The organism is Pseudomonas gozinkensis (genome assembly GCF_014863585.1).
GTDB classification, from domain to species: Bacteria; Pseudomonadota; Gammaproteobacteria; order Pseudomonadales; family Pseudomonadaceae; genus Aquipseudomonas; species Aquipseudomonas gozinkensis.
The window spans coordinates 46731-70812 of record NZ_CP062253.1 but is presented as its reverse complement, the minus strand read 5'-3'; the positions used below and the strand labels follow the sequence as shown (position 1 = coordinate 70812).

The following is a 24082-nucleotide window of genomic DNA, read 5'->3' as shown; positions in this document are numbered from 1 at the left end:
TCAGCCCTTTAAGCGTCGAAGCGCAAGGCGATACGTTACACTGTTGCATTATCGTCTTGCGTGTACTGCCCTCTGCCATGAAATTTTTTACCTTCCTCGCGTCGCTACTGTTACTGGCCGGTTGTGCCAGCGGCCCGCGTTTTGACACCAGCCATCCTTCGGTCAATCACGACAGTCGCGTGCAGTTCGTGATCGTGCACTACACCTCCGCCTCGCTCGAACGCTCACTGCAGTTGCTGACCCGTGGCGAAGTCAGCAGCCATTACCTGATCGGCGACGACAAGAACGCCACCATCTACAAGCTGATGGACGAAAACCTGCGTGCCTGGCACGCCGGCGAAAGCGAATGGCAAGGTCGTACCTGGCTCAACTCCAGCTCGATCGGCATCGAAATCGTCAATCCGGGCTTCAAGGACACACCGACCGGTCGCCTCTGGTATCCCTATAGCGAAGCACAGGTGCAGTCGCTGATCGTCCTGCTCAAGGACATCAGCAAACGCCAGGGCATCAGTCCGCGCCACATCATCGGCCATAGCGACATCGCCCCGCTGCGCAAACTCGACCCGGGCCCGCTGTTCCCCTGGAAACGCCTGGCGGCCGAAGGGCTGGGGCTCTGGCCCAACGAACAAGCCGTGGCACGCCAACAGGCGCAGTTCGACGCCGAGCTGCCGAGCATTACATGGTTCCAGAGCCAACTGGCGCGTCTGGGCTACTCGACGCCGCAGACCGGCGAGCTGGATGTGGCGACCCGGCATGTGCTCGCGGCCTTCCAGATGCACTACCGCCCTACGCGCTTCGACGGCACGCCGGATGCGCAAACGGCAGCGTTGCTGCTGGTGCTGAATCAGACAAAATAATGACGCCCGCCCGACGGTCAGGGCGAAATCGCAATCAGCAGCTATAACTCATTGGTAATTCTTCGGATATCCATGATGGTTGCTACCCGAGAGACGTTGCGTAGCTGGTTTTATCGCCCCTGGTTTCTGGCGATGATCGCGGCTGTCCTCAGTGCGAGCCTGCTGATCACCGGCGGGCTGTTCGTGGCCATGCGCCAGGTCGAACAAAGCGAAAGCCAGGAAATGAACGCTCAGGGCGAGCGGTTCCTGGCGCGTCTGGAGCAACTGTTCGGCCAACTGCGCGAAAGCCTCGACGACCTCGAAGCCCAGCCCTTGCGCAGCTGTGACGACGAGATGATCGCTACGTTGCAGCAAGTGACGTTCAACTATCGCTTCGTCTATGAAGCGGCCTACATGGACGCCACGCGGATCTGTTCCAACCGCCCGCGTCAGGAAGGCCTGTCGGTGATCCGTCCTCCCGACATCAAGGGCCCGACCTACAGCTACTGGCTGAACACCACCACCGAACCGGATGAAAACCGCGCGGCGCTGATGCTCGGGCGCGGCAACTTTCGCGTAGCCACATCACGCGGGCATTTGACCGATATGGTCGACTTGTCGCCCGGGAGCAGCCTGCTGGTGGTGCTGGATCACGGGACCCGGGCGATTCCGGTACTCGGCGTTCCGCAGGCCTGGCCACCCACCGAACCCTGGCCGCCGAAAACCCCGGATGCGCTGCAAGTCACCCAGTCACACCTGATCTACCGCATGCCCACCGACAACCCGGAATACCAACTGGTGCTGATCAGCCCGCGTTCGGGCATGCACATTCCGGAACTCTGGTGGTGGATGGTGCCGTTCTGTCTGGTACTCGGTGCGCTGGTGGGCGTTCTGGTGTTCTGGATCGTGCGCCAGCGCCAGTCGCTGGACGCCGAGTTGCATGGCGCGATCCGTCGGGGCGAGTTGCAGGTGCTCTATCAACCGATCTTCGATCTCGACAGCCGCAACTGCGTCGGTGCCGAAGCCCTGCTGCGCTGGCGCCGACCGGACGGCACGCTGACCAGCCCCGACCTGTTCATCCCGATGGCCGAGAACACCGGGCAGATTCGCCAGATGACCGATTTCGTCCTGCAACGCTTGCTCGAGCAGTTGGGCCAGTTACTTCGGGCCAATCCGCAGCTTTATATCTCGGTGAACCTGGCAGCTTGCGACGTGATGGTGCCGCGCATCGGTCAGGTCATGGCGCGGCTGCTGACCCTGCACCGGGTGGCGGCGCGGCAGATTGCGTTCGAGGTGACCGAACGCGGCCTGATCGATGTGGTGGTGGCCCGGGAAAACCTGCAGGCGCTTCGGGATGTCGGCCATCAGGTGCTGATCGACGATTTCGGCACCGGCTATTGCAGCCTCGCCTACCTTCAAACCCTGCCGGTAGACTGCCTGAAGATCGACAAGGCGTTCATCGACGCCCTCGGCCATGACGCTGCCAGCAGCGGTGTCGCGCCGCACATCATTCACATGGCTCAGGCGCTGGACCTGAAGGTGATCGCCGAAGGGATCGAATATGAATCCCAGGCCGAGCTGCTGAGCAGCGAGGGCGTGAAGTTCGGTCAGGGCTGGTTGTTCGCCCATGCCCTCAGCGCAGTGCAGTTCATCGAGCTGATCACCCGTGGACGGCGACTCGCTGGCCGCCGGATCGATGACGAAGCCTAGACTGCCAGCGCCATGTAGAACTGCGTGCCCTGCCCCGGCCGCGAGTAAACACCCATCCGCCCGCCGTGCAGCTGGACGATTTCCTTGCACAGCGCCAGACCCAGCCCGGCCCCGCCCTTTTTCCTGCCGACCTGGACGAAGGGTTCGAAGATCCGCCCTTGCTGACCGTAGGCAATCCCTTCGCCGTTGTCTTCGACACTGATGATCACCCGCTCGCCATGGCGTCGGGCCTGCAAGCGGATCAGCCCGTCGCGCGCCGTGTGGCGCAAGGCGTTGTCGATCAGGTTGTCGAGGACTCGATCGAGCTGCGCCTGATCCGCCTGCAAACGCGGCAGCGGGCCCTGCGCTTCGACCTGCAGGGTAACGCCCTTCTGGGCCGCCGAATCGGCGAAACGCAAGCGCGCCTGTTCCAGCAGGTCCTCGATGGAACACGGCGCCAGCGTGAGCTTCTGCAAACCGCTCTGATAACGCGAGAAGTTCAGCAGATCGTTGATCAACTGCATCAGGCGCTGCATTTCTTCGTTAACCGTGTCGAGCAAGTCGGACTCACGGGACTCTGCCGGAAACTTCGCCCGTTCGCGGAACAGTCCGAACGCCATGTGCATGCCCGTGACCGGTGTACGCAATTCGTGGGACGCACGCAACACGAACTCGCTGCGCACCCGCTCGAAGGCGCGTTGTTCGGTGACGTCATGCAAGACCATCACGGCGCCAAGAATATGCCCCTGGGTGTGGCTGACCGGCGTCAGGCTGTAGGTCAGCAGGCGCGATTCGCCATCGATCTCGATGCTCAAGTCTTCCGGCGCCCGTTCAAGGGTGCCGCCGCGCAACACCAATTGCAGTTGTGCATCCAGTTCCGGTCGTTGAAGCGCCGTGCCCAGGCCCTCGCCGAAACGATCGCTGTCCCAGCCCAATTGTCGCTGGGCCACCGGGTTCAAGTGCTCCAGATGCCCCTGGCGATCGATCATCAACAAGCCGTCATCGATGCTGTCGAGTACCGCTTGCAGGCGCTGCTGGCCGGCGAGCAATTCATCGACGTTGGTCGCCTGATGTTCGCGCAGGGCTTCGGCCATCAGCCCGAAGCGGCGGGTCAACAGGTTGATTTCCATGGCCGAGGACACCGGCAGGGTCACTTCAAAATTACCCTGGCCGATATTGTCTGCGGCTTTAGCCAGCGCTTCGATCGGCGCACCAAAACGCCGGGCAATGCCTTGGGCAGTGATGAAACCGATGATCAGCACCGCCAGCCCCACCAGCCCGAGCAGACCGGAAATCAGCAGCGCACGGTCACGGGCGGCGTGCTGGACAGCGTTGATGTTATCCAGCGCGTGCTTGTGCTCTGAGATCAAACCGTTACGCAGGGTGTTGAATCGCTCGCGCAAGTCGCCACCGCCACTCAGGGCGGCGCCCGGATCGCGGGACACGTCGAACGCCTCGAGGAAAGTCAGGTAATCGCTTTTTGCCTGACTGAACCCGTATTGGCGATTGTCGTTTTTCTGCTCCTGGGCGATGCCCTCGTCGAGCAATTCAAAATAACGTTGTTTGGATGCTTCGAACGCCACGGGGTCGGGCTTCTCGGCGAGCATCATGATCAGCTGATCGCCCAGGGTCTGCCGCAACTTGAGCCCAAGATCCAGGGTGACGAAGTTGTTGCGAATCAGCGCCTCCTGAGTACCGGCCATCTGCATCACGCTGACCAGCCCGAGCATCAGCCCGAGCAGGGCGACGGTGATCAGCGCGGAAATGCTCAGGAACAAGCGGGTCCGCAACTTCATCGCCAGTTTCATCGGCGGATGCTCACAGGTTGTACTGCTTGCGCTTGCGATACAGGGTCGAGGCGTCGATCCCCAGGGTCTTGGCGGCCTGATCGAGGGTCCCGGCGGTCGCCAGTACCGCGCCGATGTGGGCCTTCTCCAGCTCGTCGAGGCTCAGCGCCGCGCCGACCCGTGGCGCGTTGTTGGCCGGTTGTTCGGCCATGCCGAGGTGGCTGATTTCCACTCGTTCCTGCGGGCAAATGATGCTGGCCCGCTCGACCACGTTGCGCAGCTCGCGAATGTTGCCGGGCCAGCGGTAGCCCAACAGTGCTTCGCGAGCTTCGTCGCTGAAACCCCGGGCCGGGCGCGCGTATTCCTTCACAAACCGGGCGAGGAAACGGTCAGCCAGGGTCAGGATGTCTTCCGCCCGCTCGCGCAGCGGCGGCAAATGCAGGGTGATGACGTTCAGGCGATAGAGCAGATCTTCGCGGAAACGTCCGTCACGCACCATGTCTTCAAGGTTGAGGTTGGTGGCGGCGAGAATGCGCACATCGGCGCGACGGGTGACCGGATCCCCTACCCGTTCGTATTCCTTGTCCTGAATAAAACGCAGCAACTTTGGTTGCAATGTCAGGGGAAAATCGCCGATCTCGTCGAGAAACAGCGTACCGCCATCGGCTTGGTTAACACGGCCCAGCGTGCTCTCGCTAGCCCCGGTAAACGCGCCACGACTGTGACCGAACAGCTCGCTCTCCATCAGTTCGGCAGTCAGCGACGGGCAATTGATGGTGACGCAGGACTTCTTCTCGCGCTTGCTCCAGCCGTGAATGGCTCGAGCCAGTTCACCTTTACCGGTGCCGGACTCGCCGAGGATCAGAATGTTGGCATCGGTGCCCGCCACTTGCCGCGCGGTTTCCAGTACGACTTTCATCGCCGGGCTGTGGGAATCGAGGCCGTCCTTGGGTTTGCGGATCTCGCCTTCGAGGGCTTCCAGACGCGCTGAAAGCTGGCGTACTTCCAGTTGCTTGGCGGTCGCCAGGCGCAATTGATCGGGGCTGCACGGCTTGACCAGATAATCGGCGGCGCCGGCCTGAATAGCATCCACCGCGGTGTCGACGGCCGAATGGGCGGTGACGATCACCACCCGCATCCACGGCGCCTGAATGCGCATCTGCGCCAATACATCGAGGCCGTTGTCTTCGCCCAGGCGCAAATCGAGGAAGCACAGGTCGAACACCTGACGTTGCAGCAGCGCGTCTGCCTGGGCCGCGCTGTTGGCGGTGGCGACGGTATAACCTTCGTCTTCCAGGCAATAACGGAAGGTTCGCAGGATGGCGGATTCATCGTCCACCAGCAGAATGCGGCCTTGGTGCTCAGTGGCTGATTCCATTTTTCCTACGCTCCATAAGTGAATGTCTTGGGTTAGTCCCGGAAAAATCGGGCAAGTTGCATGGTTGATTCTGATCCATTCCAGTCATAGCAGGGTAGCTCTCTCCTGCCCTCACGGCTAATCCACTGATTTTGTTGATTTTTTAAACATCACGCTGTTTTGAGGCGGTTTCCTGCCTTCCTTTCTGACATCCACACCCTGCTCTCAATTCAAAAAGAATGATTTCTCCTACGAAATAATCGTGCATTACGCACGACCCTGCGCGGGCCATCGTGCAGGATGCGTCGTCATGAATTTTCACACGACCTGTAACTAGCTGATTTTATTGGATTTTTTCAAACAAAAAAGCTGGCATGCAGGCTGCAATACCTCTCTCAGCCCGGGCAGAAATGCACTGCCCCAACCGAATAAGAGTGAGGAACCCAGGATGACTCGCCCACGTGCCGCCCAAATGCGTATCTCGCCACTGCACTTGCAGCAGGCCCTGTTTGGCGCACTTGCGCTGTTGATCACGCTGATCGCCTGCCAGCAGTACCTGCGCTGGGAACAGAATCAGCGACCTGAGCCTTTGATTTCGATGCAACACGCGACGCAGACGCACTTCAGCGCTGTCAGCAGCAGCCAGGCCGACAACGGCGCGATGCGCATGATGGACGTCGACCAGCCACAGCCACTGGGCGACATGCCCCGTGAGGAACGCTGGGTTTTCTGATCAACGAATCTGGGCGCCCCCGCGCCGAGACCGGCAACACCCCTAAATAGAAGCAAGGAGAATCACCATGTTGAGCTGGGCAATTACATTCCTGATCATTGCCATCATCGCTGCAGTACTGGGCTTCGGTGGTATCGCGGGCACCGCCACGGGTATCGCCAAGATTCTCTTTGTCGTGTTCCTGGTGATGTTCATCGCTTCCTTCTTCTTTGGCCGTCGCGGTCGAGGTTGAACATGAAGGGCTTAAAGACACTGGCAGCCGCCCTGCTTCTGGGCGGCAGTGCCATGGCGATGGCGGCCAATGACGGCCAGACGCGGGTCAACGAACTGTTGAGTTCCGACCCGCAATACAGGGAAACCTGGGAAGGCGTGGTGAAGAAGGAAGAACGCCTGCCGGAATGGGTGATGAACCTCTCCGGCGCGCCGGACCAACAGATGAATGCCGTGACCGAAGATGGCGATCAGTATCTGGTGGGGCCGCTCTGTGAATCGCAGGACAAGTGCCTCAACCACCGTCTGATTGTCGCCTTCAGCTTCGACAAGAAACACGCTTACGCCATGCTGGTCGATGTGCCCGAAGGACTGCCGGCCGACAAGTCGCCAACGCGACATGCCACCTACCGCTTCCTCGGCAAGCCCGACCAGGGCATGCAGGATCTGTTGATGGAAACGCTGAAAAAAGATCCGAACTGGTATTGAACATGAGGGCAGCTGAAAGGCTGTCCTCCATTGCGCCCGCCCGAGGAAGGCCGGTGCATGACCAGGGGGCCGGGACGTTCTGACTGTTGCAGGGTCGGAGTGACCTACGGGTACAGGGAGTGCCTGCGATGAGGGCCGGGTCAGGGTAAAAGCTGCGACGCAAGTTCGCCAACCGGAGCGGTTCGACGGACTTGCGCTGAGCTTTCAACGTGACAAAACGTTGATCCAGAGCGTTCTGCTCGTCTTTTTTATCGCTCACACTGCGTGCGAAAGCATTTCGCGGTGTTTCGTGGCGACCGTATATCGAGAAAGAGTCGATCGAGTAAGTCGGACATTTAGTTTCCGAACGTAGGCTTTTTCCTAAATTTTTCTTCGAAATCACTCGTTCAAAAAATAACCAACCTACGCTGTAATGGCCGGTTCACGGCACTTATGCCTGCCGAAATGTCGTATTCGAACCGGTTGGGACGCCAGTTTCATTTAAAAAAGCTCATGCCGATTCGGCATAGGGTAGGCGTTTACGGCATTAGACGGCGCAACCTTGCATCGGAATAGTTGCGCCTTTTTTCGCCTGCCGGAGAGCCGTAAACACGCGCTTCGGGGCACCTTATACGGAGGCAGATGCACAGACTTTTCCGCTAAAGAGCGTTCCAGTTCCTGCATGTGCCTGAGTCAAACGCAAGTAAGGGTAAAGATAATGAAGAAGGCAAAGCTTAGCCTCGCCTGGCAGATCCTCATCGGTCTGGTGTTGGGGATTGCAATCGGTGCGTTGCTCAACCATTTCAGTGCCGAGAAGGCCTGGTGGATCAGCAACGTCCTGCAACCGGCAGGCGATATCTTTATCCGTCTGATCAAGATGATCGTGATCCCGATCGTCATCTCTTCCCTGATCGTCGGCATCGCCGGCGTGGGCGACGCCAAGAAGCTCGGGCGCATCGGCCTGAAGACCATCATCTACTTCGAAATCGTCACCACCATCGCCATTGTTGTCGGCCTGCTGCTGGCCAACCTGTTCCATCCGGGTGCCGGCATCGACATGAGCACCCTGGGCACTGTGGACATTTCCAAGTACCAGGCGACCGCCGCCGAAGTGCAGCATGAACACGCGTTCATCGAGACCATCCTCAACCTGATTCCGTCGAACATCTTCGCGGCCATGGCCCGCGGCGAGATGCTGCCGATCATCTTCTTCTCCGTGCTGTTCGGTCTCGGTCTGTCGAGCCTGCAGTCGGATCTGCGCGAGCCGCTGGTGAAGATGTTCCAGGGCGTCTCGGAAAGCATGTTCAAAGTCACCCACATGATCATGAACTACGCGCCAATTGGTGTGTTCGCTCTGATCGCGGTGACCGTGGCCAACTTCGGCTTCGCTTCGCTGCTGCCGCTGGCCAAGCTGGTGATCCTGGTTTACGTCGCCATCGCCTTCTTCGCCTTCGTGATTCTGGGCCTGATCGCCAAGCTGTTCGGTTTCTCGGTGATCAAGCTGATGCGCATCTTCAAGGATGAGCTGGTCCTGGCTTACTCCACCGCTTCCTCGGAAACCGTGCTGCCACGCGTGATCGAGAAGATGGAAGCCTACGGCGCACCGAAAGCCATCTGCAGCTTCGTGGTACCGACCGGTTACTCGTTCAACCTCGACGGTTCGACCCTGTACCAGTCCATCGCGGCGATCTTCATTGCCCAGCTGTACGGCATCGACCTGTCGATCAGCCAGCAACTGCTGCTGGTTCTGACCCTGATGGTCACCTCCAAAGGCATCGCCGGCGTACCGGGCGTGTCCTTCGTGGTGCTGCTGGCCACTCTGGGCAGCGTCGGTATTCCGCTGGAAGGTCTGGCGTTCATCGCCGGTGTCGACCGTGTGATGGACATGGCGCGTACCGCCCTGAACGTGATCGGCAACGCCCTCGCCGTACTGGTCATCGCCCGTTGGGAAGGCATGTACGACGACGCCAAGGGCCAGCGCTACTGGAACTCGCTGCCGCACTGGCGCAGCAAGGAAAAACTGCCAGCGGGCGAAATCTCGAAGCAGTAATGCAAAACCTCGTGGGAGCGAGCTTGCTCGCGAAGAGGCCGGCACATTCAACAAATATGCTGTTAGACAGACTGCCTTCGCGAGCAAGCTCGCTCCCACAATGATCGATGCAAGCCTTAGGAACAAACCCCGGAGAAATCCGGGGTTTGTCGTTTCTGGCGACCCCGCTATCATTCGCCGCATCTTCCGGGGGATTTGACTGATGCTTAATGGCCTGTGGCTTGGCTTTTTCATCGTGGCAGCCGTTTCGGCACTGGGGCAATGGCTGATCGGCGGCAACGCCGGGATCTTCGCGGCGATGGTGGAAAGCATTTTTGCCATGGCCAAGCTGTCGGTCGAAGTCATGGTGCTGCTGTTTGGCACGCTGACCCTGTGGCTGGGTTTCCTGCGGATCGCCGAGAAGGCCGGGATCGTCGAGTGGCTGGCCAAGGTGCTCGGGCCGCTGTTCCTGCGGCTGATGCCGGAAGTTCCAGCAGGACATCCCGCGCTGGGCCTGATCACCCTGAACTTCGCCGCCAACGGCCTGGGCCTGGACAACGCCGCCACGCCAATCGGCCTCAAGGCCATGAAGGCGCTGCAAGAGCTCAACCCCAGCTCGACCATCGCCAGCAACGCGCAGATCCTGTTCCTGGTACTCAACGCGTCATCCCTGACCCTATTGCCGGTGACGATCTTCATGTACCGCGCCCAGCAAGGCGCGCCAGACCCGACGCTCGTATTCCTGCCGATCCTGCTGGCCACCAGTTGCTCGACCATCGTCGGCTTCCTGTCGGTGGCGTTCATGCAGCGCCTGCGGGTCTGGGACCCGGTGGTGCTGGCTTATCTGATTCCCGGCGCGCTGATTCTCGGCGGCTTCATGGCGCTGCTCGCGACGATGTCGGCCACTGCGCTGGCGGGCCTGTCGTCGATCCTCGGCAACCTGACGCTGTTCGGCCTGATCATGTTGTTTCTGGTGATCGGCGCATTGCGCAAAGTGAAGGTCTACGAGGCGTTCGTCGAAGGCGCGAAGGAAGGTTTCGACGTTGCCAAGAACCTGCTGCCGTATCTGGTGGCGATGCTCTGCGCGATTGGCGTGCTGCGTGCTTCCGGGGCACTGGACTTCGGCCTCGACGGCATCCGCCATCTGGTGGAGTGGGCAGGGTGGGACACGCGTTTCGTCGATGCGCTACCGACGGCGATGGTCAAACCGTTCTCCGGCAGCGCCGCCCGGGCGATGTTGATTGAAACCATGAAGACGTCAGGCGTCGACAGTTTCCCGTCGCTGGTGGCGGCGACAATCCAGGGCAGCACCGAGACCACGTTCTACGTGCTGGCGGTGTACTTCGGCGCGGTAGGCATCCAGCGTGCCAGGCATGCCGTCGGTTGCGCGCTGCTGGCCGAGCTGGCGGGTGTGCTCGGCGCTATCGGCGTGTGCTACTGGTTTTTCGGCTGATAGAAAACCCTGTGGGAGCGGGCTTGCCCGCGAAGAGGCCCGCACATCCAGAATCTCTGGTGACTGGCACACCGCCATCGCGGGCAAGCCCGCTCCCGCAGGGGCTGCAGTGAATCAGGGTTTTGCGGGGGCGAGTTTCTGGCCCTGATCGACGGCCCACGCCACGACCTTCGCGGTCAGCCGATCACTGGCCTGTCCAAACCCGGCCACCACCGCCGGGACCTGCACATCGCTCAGCGGCTGACGCTCTTCAAAGCGGCGACTGGCGAGAATCCGCTGGTCATAACCACGCACCAGCAACGCATCGACACGCACCACGACGCTGGCCTGCGTGCCCTGATACTCGGTCTGAAACGCCTGCAAGCTACCGCCCAGTTCCAGATCCGCCTGGAAGTTGCTGTCATCGGTGCTCAGCAGCGATACCCGGCCATCGCGCTGGAACCCATCCAGCAACCGATTACGCACCAGCACCGGCGCCGGATCGCTCCAGCGCGAGGCCTTATAAGTGCTGATCACGTCACCCTGGGGAATCACCGCGATGCCCGGCCGGTTCAGCGCTTCGCTGGCCTGCAATTTGTTCAACCGTAGCGACCAGTGCTGCGTGGATGCCGAGCTGGCCGAGGCGGGCGCCTGTGCCGCCGGCAAGCGATAGACGTCCAGCGGTTCGGACTTGGGCAGGATCGAGCACGCGCTGATCAGCGTGAAGCCGGCGAGAAGGGCGAGGCGAGTCAGCTTCATGGCGTGAACTCCTTGTTCTTGTCACTGCCCAGCAGGTAACCGCTGGGGTTGGCCTCCAGGCGTTGGGAAATGGCGCGCAGCGAATTCAGGGTTTCACGCAGTTCGCGGATCGCCGGAGCCAGACCGTTGAGGCCCTGCATGCCGCTGTCGAGGGAATTCTGATTCTTGCTCAACAGGCCGTTGATGGTGGCGCTGCTTTGCTCCAGGGATTTCATCGCCTGTTCAGCACTGCCCAGGGCCTGTTTGCCCTGATCGTTGAGCAAGCCGTTGGCGTTACGCATCAGCGCCGAAGTCTGTTCGAGCATGCTGCCGGCCTGTTTGCCCACCGTCGCCAGTTGCTGCATGGCCTGACGCAGGTCGCCGCGCTGATCGTTGATCGAGCCGGTGGTCTGTTCCAGATGCTGGAGGGTTTTGCTCACGCGCTCGATGTTGTCGGCGGAGAACATCTGATTGGCATTGCTCAGCAGCGTGCTGACCCCGCTCATCAGGTCGTTGCTGTCATTGAGCAGCCGCGAGATCGGCGAGGGCGAGGCGACGATGGTCGGCAGATTCCCGTCATGGCCCTTGAGTTTCGGGCTCTCGGGCGTGCCCCCACTGAGCTGGATGATCGACGTGCCAGTGATCCCGGCCAGGGCCAGTTTGGCCTGGGTGTCTTCCTTGACCGGCGTGTCGCCCGCCAAGCGAATCCGCGCCAGCACCCGGCGCGGGTCCTGCGGGTCGAGGCGCAGGCTGACCACATCGCCGACCTTGATCCCGCTGTACTGCACCGGGCTGCCCCGGGACAGGCCGCTGACCGCTTCGTTGAAGACGATTTCGTAATCCTTGAACTCGGTGTCGACGCTGGACTTGGCCAGCCACAGACCGAAGAGCAGGGCGCCCGCCACCACAATCACCGTGAACAGGCCGATCAATACATGATGGGCTCGGGTTTCCATGTCAGACCTCGTTGAGCTGTTTGGCGGCGTCCAGCGCCGAGCGGCCGCGAGGGCCGTGGAAGTATTCGTGAATCCACGCGTCGTCGGTTTCCGAGACCACGTCGATGGGACCGGCCACCAGCACCTTCTTCTGCGCCAGTACCGCGACGCGGTCGGTGATGGTGTAGAGCGTGTCGAGGTCGTGGGTCACCAGAAACACGCTCAGGCCCAGCGCGTCACGCAGGGTCAGAATCAATTGGTCGAACTGCGCCGCGCCAATCGGATCAAGGCCGGCGGTGGGTTCGTCGAGAAACAGGATGTCCGGGTCCAGCGCCAGCGCCCGGGCCAGCGCCGCGCGCTTGATCATCCCGCCGGACAGCGAAGCCGGGTACTTGTCCGCCGCCGACAACGGCAGCCCGGCCAGCGCCAGCTTCACCGCCGCCAGATGCTCGGCGTCGTCGCGGCTCAGGCCGGCGTGTTCGATCAGGGGCAGGGCGACGTTCTCGGTGACCGTCAGCGACGAGAACAGCGCGCCTTTCTGGAACAACACGCCAAAGCGCCGCTCGATCAGCGAACGCTCATGCTCCGGCAAGCTCGGCAGGTTCTGGCCAAACACCTTGACCATGCCTTCGCTGGGCCGGCGCAAGCCGACGATACTGCGCAGCAACACCGATTTGCCGCTGCCGGAGCCGCCGACCACGGCCAGGATCTCGCCTTTGTACAAGTCGAGGTCGAGATTCTCGTGCACGCTCTGGCTGCCGAAGCGATTGCACAGGCCACGGACTTCGATCACCGCCTCGGAGGGCGCGCGGGGTAGACGACTCACCAGCCCATCTCCATGAAAAACAGCGCAGCGACCGCATCGAGCACGATCACCACGAAAATCGACTGCACCACGCTTGAGGTGGTGTGGGCACCGACCGATTCGGCGCTGCCGCTGACCTTGAAGCCTTCCAGACAACCGATGGCGGCGATCAGGAACGCAAAGATCGGGGCTTTGACCAGGCCCACCAGGAAATGTTGAATCCCTATGTCGCTTTGCAGCAGCGACAGGAACATCGCCGGCGAGATATCCAGCGACACCGCGCAGACCACCGCGCCGCCGACGATCCCGCAGATCATCGCCAGAAACGTCAGCATCGGCAGCGCCGCCAGCAGCGCCAGCACCCGGGGCACCACCAGCAACTCCATGGGGTCGAGGCCGAGGGTGCGAATCGCGTCGATTTCTTCGTTGGCCTTCATCGAGCCGATCTGCGCGGTAAAGGCACTGGCGGTGCGGCCGGCCATCAGGATCGCCGTGAGCAACACGCCGAACTCGCGCAGGAAGGCGAAACCCACCAGATCCACGGTGAACACGCTGGCGCCGAAACTGGCCAGCACCGTCGCCCCGAGGAAGGCCACCACCGCGCCCACCAGAAAGGTCAGCAACGCAACGATGGGTGCGGCGTCGAGGCCGGTCTGTTCGATGTGCGCAATCATCGGTGTGATCCGCCAGAGCTTGGGCCGGAACAGGCTGCGGGCGATGGTTTCGAGGATCAGGCCGACGAAGCCGAGCAGTTGCAGAGTGTCTTGCCAGACCGTGTCGACAGCCCGGCCGATGCGGGTCAGCAGTTGCACGCTGACGCTGATTTCCGGTTCCTTGATCGGTACGCAGAAATCGGTCAGCGAGCGATACACGGTTTGCAGCAAGGCGCGGTCGGCGCTGGAAATCGTGCAGTCGGGGTGTTCGGCGGATTTGCCCAGCCGTTCGGAGCCGAGCAGTTCGACGAGCAGCGACGCGCCGGCGGTGTCGAGGGCGCCGAGGCCGTTGAGATCGATGGGGGTGTTGGCGTCGTACTGGCCGTGGAGCGTTTCGCTCAGTTGCTTGAGGTCGGCGTAGTGGGCAAGCGTCCAGTCCCCGGTCACCCGCAGGCGGGCAGGGGTGATCGAGGTGTCCAGGCGGGCACTGCCGGTCATTGGGCTGCTGGTCATAAGCTCCGTGCTTGTTCGGCTGAATACGCTGGCATACGTAATAGCACGAACACGGTTACTTTTCTTTGGTCGGTGTGCTGTCCGTGACCTCGAAGCGCAGCACGCCAATCACCTGACCGTCTTCGGTCAACACCCGCACCTGCCATTTGCCTGCCGGGTTGCCGGGGAAGTTCTGCTTGTGGGTCCAGGCCCGGTAGCCTTCCTTGCGTCCGCCGTGGATGTCGAGGGCGATGCGGTCGACCTCTTTACCGTTGAACTGCCACACGTGATAGATCCGCTCGTCGAGCCCGCGCGGCGCGTTGATCGCGGTGTAGGCGTAGAGCCCGCCGCCACGGATCTGCTCGGCGCTGACTTCCTTGAGGCTGGCGCCCGGAACCCGGTCCTGCACCTGAGTGCTGATCGCCACGTCGGTCATCCACAGTGTCGCCGGCGGCACCCACGAACGCAGGACCCAGCCCACGCCGCCGATACCGATGGTGATGCTGAGGATCGCCAGCGCGTTGCGCACGGTGCGGATCGGGAAGATCGACGCCAGGCTCGGGAACGACAACACCACCGCAATCCCCAGCGCCCATTTGAAGCTCTGCGAGGTGGTCAGGTGCATGATCACCGGCAGCGCCGTGAGCAGAGCGGCGAACAAAGTCAGGGTGTGCAGCGCGAGGAACGCCCAGCGCCGTGGCGCCAGCCACTTGTAGTAGAGCGGGTCGACGATCGAGATCAGCGCCGCGATGCACAGCAGCCCGGTGAAAAACAACTGGCCGCTGTTCCAGGTGGTGGTGATGAAGAAGAACGGCAGGACGAAAAACAGGCTTTCCTGGTGGATCATCTGCGTCGCGTAACGCAGCAGCGGCTGAGGGATTTCCCGTTTGAAGATCCGCGTGAACAGCTTGGTCAGGCTGTTTTCCAGCATCAGCCAGATCCAGCTCAGCAGCATGATCGTGGTGATCCAGCTCGCCAGCCCCTGTTGCCGGTCGACCAGAATGAAGCTGCCGACCCCGGAGATGAAACCGCCGAGCGCAATGACCCCGGGGTAGCGCTTCATCAGTTCGAGAATGCGCTGGATGAGGAGGGTCAATTTAGACATTTGGGCGGTTCACGACAGTCGAGGAAAAAACCCCGACAGAGTACCGCCCGCCGGGTCGCGTGGCGAGGCTGCCGGTCAGTCTGGATGCACGGATTTGCGCCGATGCAGGCGCCAGCCGAGCAGCATCAGCACCAGCACGCCCAATCCGCCCGCCAGCAGCCACAACACCTGATCGTCGCTGAGCAGCGGTTTCTCGATCCGCAGATAGCCCGGTTGCAATAGCAACTCGCGCATGGCCTTGTTCGCCGCCTCCAGCGTCACGCCTTGCAGCTCCCGGGCGGGATCGGCAAAGCGGCCATCCTCGTAGTCCCCCAGCGCGCTCCAGTAATAGTCGGCCATGGCGCTGGTGCCTTGCACCGCCCAGGCCTGATGGGCGATGGCAGCCTGTTTGAGTCGGTTGAAGGTGTCGGCATCGAGGCCGTTTTTCAGCAGGTCGGCCTTGAGGTCTTCCAGCACTTGTTCGGCCTCGGCAATGTCGCCGCGATCCAGGTCGGCGTTGAGGCTCATGAAACCGACGCCGCCGAACACTTCACGCTCGGCCCACGGCCCGTAGGACAAACCGTGGTTCAGGCGCAATTGGCGGTACAGCGCCCACTCCAGATACTCCTTGAGCAGATCGAAGGTCTCGTCGTACTGATCGTCCAGCACCGGCTCCGGCACCAGCCAGTGCAGCTTGGCACTGTTGCCGATGAAGCCGCGAGTGATCGTGCGTTCGTGGGCAGCGCTGGCGCGGATGTCCGGCAACGGACGGTGTTCGCTCGGATCGACCGCTTCGAGCGCGCCCCACGCCCGTTCCAGATAGGCCGGCAGCAACTTGTCGAGTTCACCGACGACGATCAGGGTCATGTTGTTCGGCGCGTACCAGGCCTTGCGCACCTTCTCCAGCTGCTCGCGGGTCAGGCCATCGACCTCGGCCCGCTGCGGGCATTTGAGGCCCAGCTCGACCGCCAGCTGATTGCTCGCGGTGTGGCCCAGGTCCTGCCGGTCGAGAAAGCGTTGCAGCCGAGTGTAATGGCCGCCGTCCTCGCGCTCGACCACCCGTTTGGCTGCGTTGATAGCATTGTCGTCGAAGCGGGTCTGGGTCAGCAGGTCCAGCAGCAGGTCGAGGACCTTGCGCTGGTTTTTCGCCGGAGCTTCGATGACGAACGTGGTGTCGGCGTTGCTGGTGAAGGCGTTCCAGTCACCGCCGAGGGCCTGCATGCGCTCTTCAAGGCCACCTTCGCCGGTGGCGTCGATGCCGCTGAACAGCAAGTGTTCAAGCAGGTGCGGCAGCTCCTTTTCATTGCAGTCGAAATCGTCGAGACCGACGCCGATCACCAGCCGGATCGCCACGTGCCCACGTTCGGTTCCGGGCTTGAGCAGCAGTTGCAAACCGTTGGGCAGCGCATAGCCTTCGACCTGAAATCGATCCAGGGCAAAGGCGGGCAGGGAACCGAGCAGCAGACAGGCGAACAACAGGCAACGCATAACGAGCTTCCATACGGCTGAATTGGAGATCCGTGTCGTCAGTCCGGCCGCGAGGCCGAACCTTGAGTTACTGACTGACCACAACCCCAGACGTTCAAGGTGAATGCGTGATGTCCGCCATATCGTCCGCCGCCAGCGCGCCGGTATCGGAAGTTTCCAGCACCACATAGGCGCTGCTGCAGAACAGCGAATTCAGGCGTTTCATGTCGGCAATCAACTCCAGGTGCAACGAACTGGTCTCGATACTCTGCACGATCTTACGTTGCAACCGGCTGACATGGGCATGGGCCAGACGCCGTTCCTGTGCGCGAAAGCGACGTTTCTCGCGCAGCAGCTGACGAGCGCTTTCCTTGTCGCCGCTGAGGAACACCGACAGCCCCAGCCGCAGGTTGGCGATCAATTGCTGGTGCAGGCCGGCCAGCTCTTCCAGCCCGTCTTCGGAAAACGACCGGCGTTGCGAAGTCTTCTGCTGCTGCACTTTGCGCAGCATGCGTTCGATCAGGTCGCTGGCCAGTTTTAGGTTGATCGCCAGCTCGATGATCTCCGCCCAGCGCCGACTGTCCTGCTCGCCGAGATCTTCGCGGGGCATCTGCGCGAGATACAGCTTGATCGCGCTGTACAGCGCTTCGACGTCATCGGTCAGCTTGCGCATTTCCTGGGTGACGGCGGTCTGCTTGCCGCGCAGCACGTCGAGGGTCGCGTCGAGCATGTTGTCGATCAGGTCGCCCATGCGCAGGGTTTCCCGGGCGGCGTTGGCCAGCGCCAGACTCGGCGTGACCAGGGCGGTGGCGTCGAGGTGACGCGGCTTGGCGGTGCCGTTGACCTCCGGGCGCTCCGGCAGCAGCCAGGCGCACAAACGCGCCATCGGCCCGACGCTCGGCAGCAGGATCAGGCAGCGCGCCGTGTTGTAGAGCAGGTGGAAGCCGATGACCATTTCCTGCGGGCTGAAATCCAGGCTGTCGATCCAGTGCACCAGCGGGTCGAGCACCGGAATGATCAGCAGCAGCCCGATCAGTTTGTACAGCAGGCTGCCCAGCGCCACTTGCCGGCCGGCGGCGTTCTGCATGCTGGTGCTCATGAATGCCAGCACACCACTGCCGATGTTGGCGCCGATCACCAGACCGATCGCCACCGGCAGACTGATCACCGCAGCGCCAGCGAGCGTCGCGGTCAGCAGAACGGCCGCCAGGCTGGAATAGGAAATCATCGCGAACAGCGCGCCGACCAGGGCGTCGAGCAGGATGTCGCCGGTCAGCGAGGCGAAAATCACCTTCACCCCTTGGGCATGGGTGATCGGAGCCGCAGCCTCGACGATCAGTTGCAGCGCCAGAATGATCAGCCCCAACCCGATGGCCACACGACCCATCTGCCCGAGCCGGGTCTGCTTGCGCGACAGAAAGAAAATCACCCCGATGAAAATCAGCAGCGGCGACAGCCACGACAGGTCGAACGTCAGCACCCGCGCCATCAGCGCCGTACCGACATCGGCGCCGAGCATGGTCGCCAGGGCCGGGGTCAACGCCATCAGGCCCTGACCGACAAAGGACGTCACGAGCATGGCGGTGGCGTTGCTGCTTTGCACCATCGCGGTCACGAGGATGCCGGCGACAAAGGCCAGCCAGCGTTTGGACATGTTCTGGCCGATCACGTGGCGCAGATTGGTGCCGTACACCCGCAGGATGCCGGTTCGGACGATGTGCGTGCCCCAGATCAGCAGGGCCACGGCAGAGAGCAGATTGAGCAGGGTGAGCATGCAGACCCCCTGTAATAGCAGCGCCCCAGAGGGGCAAGTTGACGGTACCGCGCAATTTCTACGTTCTGATACTTAAGCTGTAGTTGGCTAACGGTCTGGGCGCCAGCATTGCACAGCTAAAGCGGGGATTGAAACAAAAGTGTCATGAAAAGGGATTTACGTGGGCCTTTGATTTCTACACAAAACCGTGTGGTAGCGGCGCTTCGCTGGGTCAATCACGGTGGTGGTCTATTCCCACGCTGACGTCGATCAAATATTTCGCTGTGTCGGGATCATGCTTGTCACAACGTGCGTAACATTTGATTAAAAGCAGCAGACTGTATTTTTTCGGCACATACAGATCGATGCCAACAGCCTGATCGAAAAGCTTGCCCCGTAGCTGCTCACGCTCGGCCACCGAATCGACGTTGAACCAATCATTGTTTTCAAAAGACTCAAGCTTCCATCCTTGAGTTTTGAGCGTGTTCTGTATTTCACCCAACCTGACCACCGCATCTCCAAACGGCATCGTTGCAGACATGGGTGACGTAGTCAGCGTCCTGACCTTCCAGTCTCTGTAGGTTACCGCTCCAAATATCGTCGGAGGCAATTTGAACCCATAAACCGGATCGTCAAAATCAATGATGGCAGGGCTGCTTACCCAGGTAGAACTCGGATGAGGACGTTCACCGGGATAAATAGCAGTGTTGCCTTCAACGTCGAAAGTGGAGTCCCTTTCCACGCGCTCGTAAGTCTTGCCTATGTGGACGCGCAAAACGTCCATCGGAGGATGGAATGAAGTAATGCAGAGAAATGCGGCGAAAAAAAGCGCTCTTTTCCAAAATCTCCGGCGAGCCGTATAGCGACTCTTCATTCGCTGTAATAATCCGACCCAACGCTGACATCAATCAGATACTTTGCGGTTTTCGGATCGCGCTCGTCACAGCGTGCGTAGCATTTGACATTGAGCGCAAGACTGTATTTATGAGGTATCAAGAGCACGGTCACCATAACGTGATCAAACAACTCGGCCTGAAGCGCCTGTCGATTGTCTTCAGTAGCAGTGCTCACCCAAGGATTTGTCTCGCTGTTCCACTGCACCCAGCCAGCGTTTTTTAGTTGGCTTTGTAATTGATCGAGTACCACGATGAGTTGGTCGAACGGCAACGTTTCAAGCATTGGCGAGGTGGTCATATTCGAGACCTTACCCCCGTCAAATCCGACTGAGCCGAACTGGGTAGCAGGCAATGTAAAGCCGTGCTCCGGGTCATCAAACTGAATGATGACTGGCTTGGATATCCAGGTAGAACTAGGGTGCGGAGGGTTTCCGGGATAAATCGCCGTGTTGGCTTCGACTCGAAATGTCGAATCGGCAACTGTCTCCTCGTACGTTTTTCCGATATGGACACGCAAGGTATCCGTGCCACTGTTGAAATACGCGAATCCCGCTCCAACCAACATAACCCCGAGCGTTATCAACATGTACTTTCTGGTGAATCGCATCACTGGACTCCTCCGCCTTGGGAGATTTCCGTAATGGACTGCTTAAGCTTTGCTCGTGAAGCAGGGTCTTTGAGCAACGTATCGAATTGGGTAGCCGCGCGTAGCACAAACTCCATGCGCTGATCCTTATCCGCCAAATTAGCCAATGGATTGCTACCAAATGCGACTTTTCGTCCGTCTGGCGCTTTGCATTGACTGGCCAAGGTCAACTGAATTTCTTCTGCCGCTCCAGGCATTAGCCCGGTCACCACTGAGACAACGTCACCAGCATGCGTGCCGCGCATCAAAAGAGCGAAGTGCGAATTGTCATACATAGCAGGCTGCAAGATATTTATCTGCTCATGCTGCGCCATGAACTCGACACTCTTGGCGATCCGACCTTCATCGATAGCTTTGAATGTATCGCTTACTTCCGAATGCAACGCACCGAACTCCACTTTGTCGGCGATGGGCCATAGAACCTCGTTTTTGAGTTTATTGCGCTGTGGAAGGCACGCCTGCATTTCCTTGTACCCCCGCACCATAAAAAACCGGTGCAGCGGATAAACGTCCAGAAACAACGATGTATTACCCAGTGCCAACATCTCATACACGTAGTCCAACTGCTGCTGAACCACTGAGCGCGGGTTGTCGCCGAAGGTGATGTCTTCAGTGGGCAACGGGTTGGCAGCCCGGGCTTTCTCCAGTTCGCGCTCCGCCTCAGGATTGGTCTTGCTGAGCTTGAAACCGAAACCTTCAAAAATCGTTTCCGATTTGGCGGTACGAAGTTTCTCCTGTGCGGCTTTCTGCGCAGCTATCGCGGTTTGAAGTTTGGTCGCATGGATCAACCCACACCCCACCTGCTTCGAAGCAAACGCCGCCAGCCCCGCCCACTGAAACCGGTTGTCCGCCAGCCACAACTGCGCGTACGCCGCGTTGATCTTGCGGTTGCGTGCCTGTGGATCGGCAATCAGAACGCCGCCCGGGGCGACCCATTCTTCGGCCTCCTTCTGGAAGCGGCGCCACAGGCAGTTGCAGGTCAGCAGCGGGACTTCGACGCGGGTTTTCGGATTAGGGCCGGTCGTGGTGGTTTCGCGTTTGCAGGCAGGCAGCTCGCAGGTACTGTCCCAGAGCTTTTTCATGTCCAGGTCGTCGGGGGCGATGCATTGTCCGGTCATGGGTTCTTCCTTGAGGCTCACACTGTCCAGCGCACGACCGCCAGATCTGGCTGGAGGGTCGCGACGCTCTGGGTCATGCCTTGTGCGTTGGTCTGGCCTTTGACGATGCGGCCTTCGGCGGTTTCGATTTCGTAGCCTTGTTCGGCGATGGGTTCACCATTGCCGGCGCTGACCGCTTTGAACTCGACCAGTGGCTTGCCAATGATCGGCAACGGCGGGATGAACGGCGCGGGTGTATGGCTGCTGCCGATGATGATGTCCCCTGAACCGCCGACCACCACGCCGCCATGGCTGGCAGTGCTGTCGAGGGTCATGGCGTTCTTGCCGTTGATCAACACGGTCGCGGAGAAGGCGCCGCTGAGGGCCTGCCCACAGGCGCATGTGTCGCCCAGGCGAGCGGCGGCGAGGCCGTTGAACAAGACGTCGGGCGAGCCACTGGCAATCGGGTTGGTGCCATGGCCGGGGAGCGGGCAGGTGGTCAGATCCGTGACGCGTGCAGCTGGCTTTCCGGACATGTGCATTCCTTGTCATTGTCGAAGCGAGGGGGGGACGCTAACCAGCGCAGCCCGGTGCGTCAACCTTCAACGGCTCCCGCGCGTTTCGGCCGGGCAGGAAAAAGGGGCCCGAAGGCCCCTTTGTCTGTTCACTGCGTTCGGGTTACTGACCCGGAATATCCTTGCGCAGTTTCACCGGATCCTGCTGTTTGCGTTTTTTCGCGATGGCGGTGCGCATCTTGATGTTGATCGCTTCGACCGCCAGCGAGAATGCCATGGCGAAGTAGACGTAGCCTTTCGGTACGTGCACGTCGAACGACTCGGCAATCAGCACGGTGCCGACCACCAGCAGGAACGACAGCGCGAGCATTTTCAGCGACGGGTGCTTGTCGATGAATTCGCTGATCTTGCCCGAAGCCAGCATCATCACCAGCACCGCCACAATGATCGCCGCGACCATCACAGGCACGTGGGAAACCATGCCGACGGCCGTGATCACCGAGTCCAGCGAGAACACGATGTCGATGATCGCGATCTGGATGATGGTGTAGAGGAAATTGCCGCCCTTGCCGCCAGGCGTTTCGTCGCTTTCGTCTTCACCTTCCAGTGCGTGGTACATCTCCTGGGAGCTTTTCCACAGCAGGAACAGACCACCGAAGAACAGGATCAGGTCGCGACCGGAAATGCCCTGGCCGAACACTTCAAACAGGTCGGCGGTGAGGCGCATGACCCAGGTGATCGACAGCAGCAACAGGATCCGCGTGATCATGGCCAGGCCAAGACCGAAGATCCGGGTGCGCTGCTGCATGTGTTTGGGCATGCGGCTGACCAGGATCGAAATCATGATGATGTTATCGATGCCCAGAACGATTTCCAGGGCGGTCAGGGTGAAGAAGGCAACCCAGATCTCAGGGTTGGTCAGCCATTCCATGTGTATTCCTTTGAGCGAGTGTTAAACCAGGACGCCAGCAATCAGCTGGCGTCCTGGTGAGTTTGGTGCCGTTACAACGTGCTGAACAGCGGGAAAGTCCCCAACAGCAAGGCTGCGACCAGTATGCAGAGGCAGACCAGCACTGCCCACTTCAGGGTGAAACGCTGGTGATCGCCGAACTCGATCCCCGCCAGTGCCACCAGCAGGTACGTCGACGGCACCAGTGGGCTCAGCAGGTGAACCGGCTGGCCGACGATCGAGGCACGGGCCATTTCCACTGCGGTGATGCCGTAATGGCTGGCCGCTTCGGACAACACCGGCAACACACCGTAGTAGAACGCGTCGTTCGACATGAAGAACGTGAACGGCATGCTCACCAGCGCCGTAATCACCGCCAGGTACGGGCCGAGGAAATCAGGGATCACTGCCAGCAGGCTTTTCGACATGGCATCGACCATGCCGGTGCCCGACAGGATACCGGTGAAAATGCCCGCCGCGAAGATCAGACTGACCACCGACAGCACGCTGCCGGCGTGGGCCGCGACGCGATCCTTCTGCATTTGCAGGCAAGGGTAGTTGACGATCATGGCAATACTGAACGCCACCATGAACAGTACCGGCAGCGGCAGCAGGCCGGCGATCAGGGTGCACATCAGGGCCAGGGTCAGCAGGCCGTTGAACCAGATCAGTTTCGGACGGCGGGCATCCGGGAATTGCGAGACGCTGATTTCGCTGTGATCGATTTCGTCGCCGATCAGGTGCAGTTCACCCAGACGCGCACGCTCACGTTTGCCGTAGAAGTAGGCAATGATCAGGATCGCCACCACACCGGCAGCCATCGCCGGGATCATCGGCACGAAGATGTCCGACGGGTCTACGTGCAGCGCACTGGCGGCACGGGCGGTCGGACCACCCCACGGGGTCATGTTCATCACGCCGCCGGCGAGGATGATCAGACCGGCCATGATTCGCGGGCTCATGCCGATGCGGCTGTACAGCGGCAGCATGGCGGCTACGCAGATCATATAAGTGGTCGCGCCGTCACCATCAAGGGAAACGACGAGCGCCAGTACGGCGGTGCCGACCGAAACCTTCAGCGGGTCGCCCTTGACCAGTTTGAGGATCTTGCGCACGGCCGGGTCGAACAGGCCGGAGTCGATCATCAGGGCGAAATACAGAATCGCGAACATCAGCATCACGCCGGTCGGCGCAAGCTTGGTAATACCTTCGAGCATCATCGGGCCGATCTTCGGGGCGAAGCCACCGAACAGGGCGAACAGGATCGGGATGATGATCAGAGCGATCAGCGCGGACAGGCGCTTGGTCATGATCAGGAACATGAACGTGATGACCATGGCGAAGCCAAGGAAAGTCAGCATGGGAATACTCCAGGCGTAGCGCGGCTAGTTAAGTGAGCGGATCGGGCGGGATCAGCGCAGAACAGGAAGCACGAGACGTACGGGCGGAGTTGCAGCGAAGAGGCGGGTTGCAGAGGACATCAGAATCACCATTGTTGTTGTTAATTGGGC

At 60.6% G+C, this 24082-nt stretch carries 22 protein-coding genes; 7 read left to right on the top strand and 15 right to left on the bottom strand.

Annotation, left to right across the window (positions count from 1 at the left end):
* Positions 1 to 77 precede the first annotated feature (77 nt).
* Positions 78 to 857, top strand: a complete 780-nt coding sequence (locus IHQ43_RS00330) for an N-acetylmuramoyl-L-alanine amidase (protein WP_192562984.1) — start codon at positions 78 to 80, stop codon at positions 855 to 857.
* 75 nt (positions 858 to 932) lie between these two features.
* On the top strand, positions 933 to 2546 hold the full coding sequence (locus IHQ43_RS00325; RefSeq protein ID WP_170929372.1) for an EAL domain-containing protein: 1614 nt from the start codon (positions 933 to 935) through the stop codon (positions 2544 to 2546).
* Here the strand turns inward: IHQ43_RS00325 and IHQ43_RS00320 are convergent.
* Positions 2543 to 4333, bottom strand: a complete 1791-nt coding sequence (locus IHQ43_RS00320) for a KinB sensor domain-containing domain (protein WP_192562983.1) — start codon at positions 4331 to 4333, stop codon at positions 2543 to 2545. The two genes, IHQ43_RS00325 and IHQ43_RS00320, sit on opposite strands and share 4 nt — an antisense overlap.
* 10 nt (positions 4334 to 4343) lie before the next feature.
* Entirely contained in the window at positions 4344 to 5690 is a 1347-nt protein-coding gene (algB, locus tag IHQ43_RS00315) for a sigma-54-dependent response regulator transcription factor AlgB (RefSeq protein ID WP_007954049.1), read from the bottom strand.
* Positions 5691 to 6117: 427 nt separating this feature from the next.
* Between algB and IHQ43_RS00310 the strand changes: the two genes are divergently transcribed.
* The 5 genes from IHQ43_RS00310 (at position 6118) to IHQ43_RS00290 (ending at position 10562) form a co-directional block, all read left to right on the top strand.
* Positions 6118 to 6402, top strand: coding sequence for a hypothetical protein (locus IHQ43_RS00310; RefSeq protein WP_192562982.1), 285 nt, complete (start codon positions 6118 to 6120; stop codon positions 6400 to 6402).
* A gap of 67 nt (positions 6403 to 6469) precedes the next feature.
* Positions 6470 to 6634 (top strand): DUF1328 domain-containing protein, encoded by a 165-nt coding sequence (locus tag IHQ43_RS00305; RefSeq protein ID WP_003177151.1) that lies wholly within the window; start codon positions 6470 to 6472, stop codon positions 6632 to 6634.
* A 2-nt stretch (positions 6635 to 6636) separates the two neighbouring features.
* Positions 6637 to 7101, top strand: coding sequence for an inhibitor of vertebrate lysozyme family protein (locus IHQ43_RS00300; RefSeq protein ID WP_192562981.1), 465 nt, complete (start codon positions 6637 to 6639; stop codon positions 7099 to 7101).
* Between the two features lie 697 nt (positions 7102 to 7798).
* Positions 7799 to 9130 (top strand): glutamate/aspartate:proton symporter GltP, encoded by a 1332-nt coding sequence (gltP, locus tag IHQ43_RS00295; RefSeq protein ID WP_192562980.1) that lies wholly within the window; start codon positions 7799 to 7801, stop codon positions 9128 to 9130.
* A 202-nt stretch (positions 9131 to 9332) separates the two neighbouring features.
* Positions 9333 to 10562, top strand: a complete 1230-nt coding sequence (locus IHQ43_RS00290) for a nucleoside recognition domain-containing protein (RefSeq protein WP_192562979.1) — start codon at positions 9333 to 9335, stop codon at positions 10560 to 10562.
* Between the two features lie 114 nt (positions 10563 to 10676).
* Here the strand turns inward: IHQ43_RS00290 and IHQ43_RS00285 are convergent, their stop codons facing one another.
* From IHQ43_RS00285 to IHQ43_RS00225, 13 genes are all read right to left on the bottom strand, one after another.
* Entirely contained in the window at positions 10677 to 11300 is a 624-nt protein-coding gene (locus IHQ43_RS00285; protein WP_192562978.1) for an ABC-type transport auxiliary lipoprotein family protein, read from the bottom strand.
* Positions 11297 to 12235, bottom strand: coding sequence for an MlaD family protein (locus tag IHQ43_RS00280; protein ID WP_007954061.1), 939 nt, complete (start codon positions 12233 to 12235; stop codon positions 11297 to 11299). The genes IHQ43_RS00285 and IHQ43_RS00280 overlap by 4 nt, the downstream gene beginning before the upstream one ends.
* Position 12236: 1 nt before the next feature.
* On the bottom strand, positions 12237 to 13040 hold the full coding sequence (locus tag IHQ43_RS00275) for an ABC transporter ATP-binding protein (protein WP_007954063.1): 804 nt from the start codon (positions 13038 to 13040) through the stop codon (positions 12237 to 12239).
* Complete coding sequence (locus IHQ43_RS00270; protein WP_192562977.1) at positions 13037 to 14185, bottom strand: ABC transporter permease; 1149 nt, start codon at positions 14183 to 14185, stop codon at positions 13037 to 13039. The genes IHQ43_RS00275 and IHQ43_RS00270 overlap by 4 nt, the downstream gene beginning before the upstream one ends.
* A 55-nt stretch (positions 14186 to 14240) precedes the next feature.
* Positions 14241 to 15269: a DUF5924 family protein gene (locus IHQ43_RS00265; RefSeq protein WP_085690406.1), complete on the bottom strand. Its 1029-nt coding sequence runs from the start codon at positions 15267 to 15269 to the stop codon at positions 14241 to 14243.
* A gap of 75 nt (positions 15270 to 15344) precedes the next feature.
* Positions 15345 to 16736 (bottom strand): M16 family metallopeptidase, encoded by a 1392-nt coding sequence (locus tag IHQ43_RS00260; RefSeq protein ID WP_192562976.1) that lies wholly within the window; start codon positions 16734 to 16736, stop codon positions 15345 to 15347.
* A gap of 94 nt (positions 16737 to 16830) precedes the next feature.
* Positions 16831 to 18489 carry a Na/Pi cotransporter family protein gene (locus tag IHQ43_RS00255; protein WP_179693147.1) on the bottom strand — a complete coding sequence of 553 codons (1659 nt, stop codon included), beginning with the start codon at positions 18487 to 18489 and terminating at the stop codon, positions 16831 to 16833.
* 211 nt (positions 18490 to 18700) lie between these two features.
* Positions 18701 to 19342, bottom strand: a complete 642-nt coding sequence (locus tag IHQ43_RS00250; protein ID WP_244142235.1) for a hypothetical protein — start codon at positions 19340 to 19342, stop codon at positions 18701 to 18703.
* Positions 19339 to 19971, bottom strand: a complete 633-nt coding sequence (locus IHQ43_RS00245) for a hypothetical protein (RefSeq protein ID WP_341829651.1) — start codon at positions 19969 to 19971, stop codon at positions 19339 to 19341. Before IHQ43_RS00245 ends, IHQ43_RS00250 begins: the two co-directional genes overlap by 4 nt.
* Positions 19971 to 21128 carry a DUF2515 family protein gene (locus tag IHQ43_RS00240; protein ID WP_192562974.1) on the bottom strand — a complete coding sequence of 386 codons (1158 nt, stop codon included), beginning with the start codon at positions 21126 to 21128 and terminating at the stop codon, positions 19971 to 19973. The genes IHQ43_RS00245 and IHQ43_RS00240 overlap by 1 nt, the downstream gene beginning before the upstream one ends.
* A 17-nt stretch (positions 21129 to 21145) precedes the next feature.
* Positions 21146 to 21643 carry a PAAR domain-containing protein gene (locus IHQ43_RS00235; protein ID WP_192562973.1) on the bottom strand — a complete coding sequence of 166 codons (498 nt, stop codon included), beginning with the start codon at positions 21641 to 21643 and terminating at the stop codon, positions 21146 to 21148.
* Between the two features lie 142 nt (positions 21644 to 21785).
* Positions 21786 to 22553 (bottom strand): TerC family protein, encoded by a 768-nt coding sequence (locus IHQ43_RS00230; protein ID WP_007954068.1) that lies wholly within the window; start codon positions 22551 to 22553, stop codon positions 21786 to 21788.
* A 71-nt stretch (positions 22554 to 22624) separates the two neighbouring features.
* Positions 22625 to 23932, bottom strand: a complete 1308-nt coding sequence (locus IHQ43_RS00225) for a CitMHS family transporter (RefSeq protein WP_007954069.1) — start codon at positions 23930 to 23932, stop codon at positions 22625 to 22627.
* Between the last annotated feature and the right edge of the window lie 150 nt (positions 23933 to 24082).

Coding starts and splice junctions, on each gene's coding strand:
- IHQ43_RS00330 (WP_192562984.1), top strand. CDS start 78: ATGAAATTTTTTACCTTCCTCGCGTCGCTACTGTTACTGGCCGGTTGT.
- IHQ43_RS00325 (WP_170929372.1), top strand. CDS start 933: ATGGTTGCTACCCGAGAGACGTTGCGTAGCTGGTTTTATCGCCCCTGG.
- IHQ43_RS00320 (WP_192562983.1), bottom strand. CDS start 4,333: ATGAAACTGGCGATGAAGTTGCGGACCCGCTTGTTCCTGAGCATTTCC.
- algB (WP_007954049.1), bottom strand. CDS start 5,690: ATGGAATCAGCCACTGAGCACCAAGGCCGCATTCTGCTGGTGGACGAT.
- IHQ43_RS00310 (WP_192562982.1), top strand. CDS start 6,118: ATGACTCGCCCACGTGCCGCCCAAATGCGTATCTCGCCACTGCACTTG.
- IHQ43_RS00305 (WP_003177151.1), top strand. CDS start 6,470: ATGTTGAGCTGGGCAATTACATTCCTGATCATTGCCATCATCGCTGCA.
- IHQ43_RS00300 (WP_192562981.1), top strand. CDS start 6,637: ATGAAGGGCTTAAAGACACTGGCAGCCGCCCTGCTTCTGGGCGGCAGT.
- gltP (WP_192562980.1), top strand. CDS start 7,799: ATGAAGAAGGCAAAGCTTAGCCTCGCCTGGCAGATCCTCATCGGTCTG.
- IHQ43_RS00290 (WP_192562979.1), top strand. CDS start 9,333: ATGCTTAATGGCCTGTGGCTTGGCTTTTTCATCGTGGCAGCCGTTTCG.
- IHQ43_RS00285 (WP_192562978.1), bottom strand. CDS start 11,300: ATGAAGCTGACTCGCCTCGCCCTTCTCGCCGGCTTCACGCTGATCAGC.
- IHQ43_RS00280 (WP_007954061.1), bottom strand. CDS start 12,235: ATGGAAACCCGAGCCCATCATGTATTGATCGGCCTGTTCACGGTGATT.
- IHQ43_RS00270 (WP_192562977.1), bottom strand. CDS start 14,185: ATGACCAGCAGCCCAATGACCGGCAGTGCCCGCCTGGACACCTCGATC.
- IHQ43_RS00265 (WP_085690406.1), bottom strand. CDS start 15,269: ATGTCTAAATTGACCCTCCTCATCCAGCGCATTCTCGAACTGATGAAG.
- IHQ43_RS00260 (WP_192562976.1), bottom strand. CDS start 16,736: ATGCGTTGCCTGTTGTTCGCCTGTCTGCTGCTCGGTTCCCTGCCCGCC.
- IHQ43_RS00255 (WP_179693147.1), bottom strand. CDS start 18,489: ATGCTCACCCTGCTCAATCTGCTCTCTGCCGTGGCCCTGCTGATCTGG.
- IHQ43_RS00250 (WP_244142235.1), bottom strand. CDS start 19,342: ATGAAGAGTCGCTATACGGCTCGCCGGAGATTTTGGAAAAGAGCGCTT.
- IHQ43_RS00245 (WP_341829651.1), bottom strand. CDS start 19,971: ATGCGATTCACCAGAAAGTACATGTTGATAACGCTCGGGGTTATGTTG.
- IHQ43_RS00240 (WP_192562974.1), bottom strand. CDS start 21,128: ATGACCGGACAATGCATCGCCCCCGACGACCTGGACATGAAAAAGCTC.
- IHQ43_RS00235 (WP_192562973.1), bottom strand. CDS start 21,643: ATGTCCGGAAAGCCAGCTGCACGCGTCACGGATCTGACCACCTGCCCG.
- IHQ43_RS00230 (WP_007954068.1), bottom strand. CDS start 22,553: ATGGAATGGCTGACCAACCCTGAGATCTGGGTTGCCTTCTTCACCCTG.
- IHQ43_RS00225 (WP_007954069.1), bottom strand. CDS start 23,932: ATGCTGACTTTCCTTGGCTTCGCCATGGTCATCACGTTCATGTTCCTG.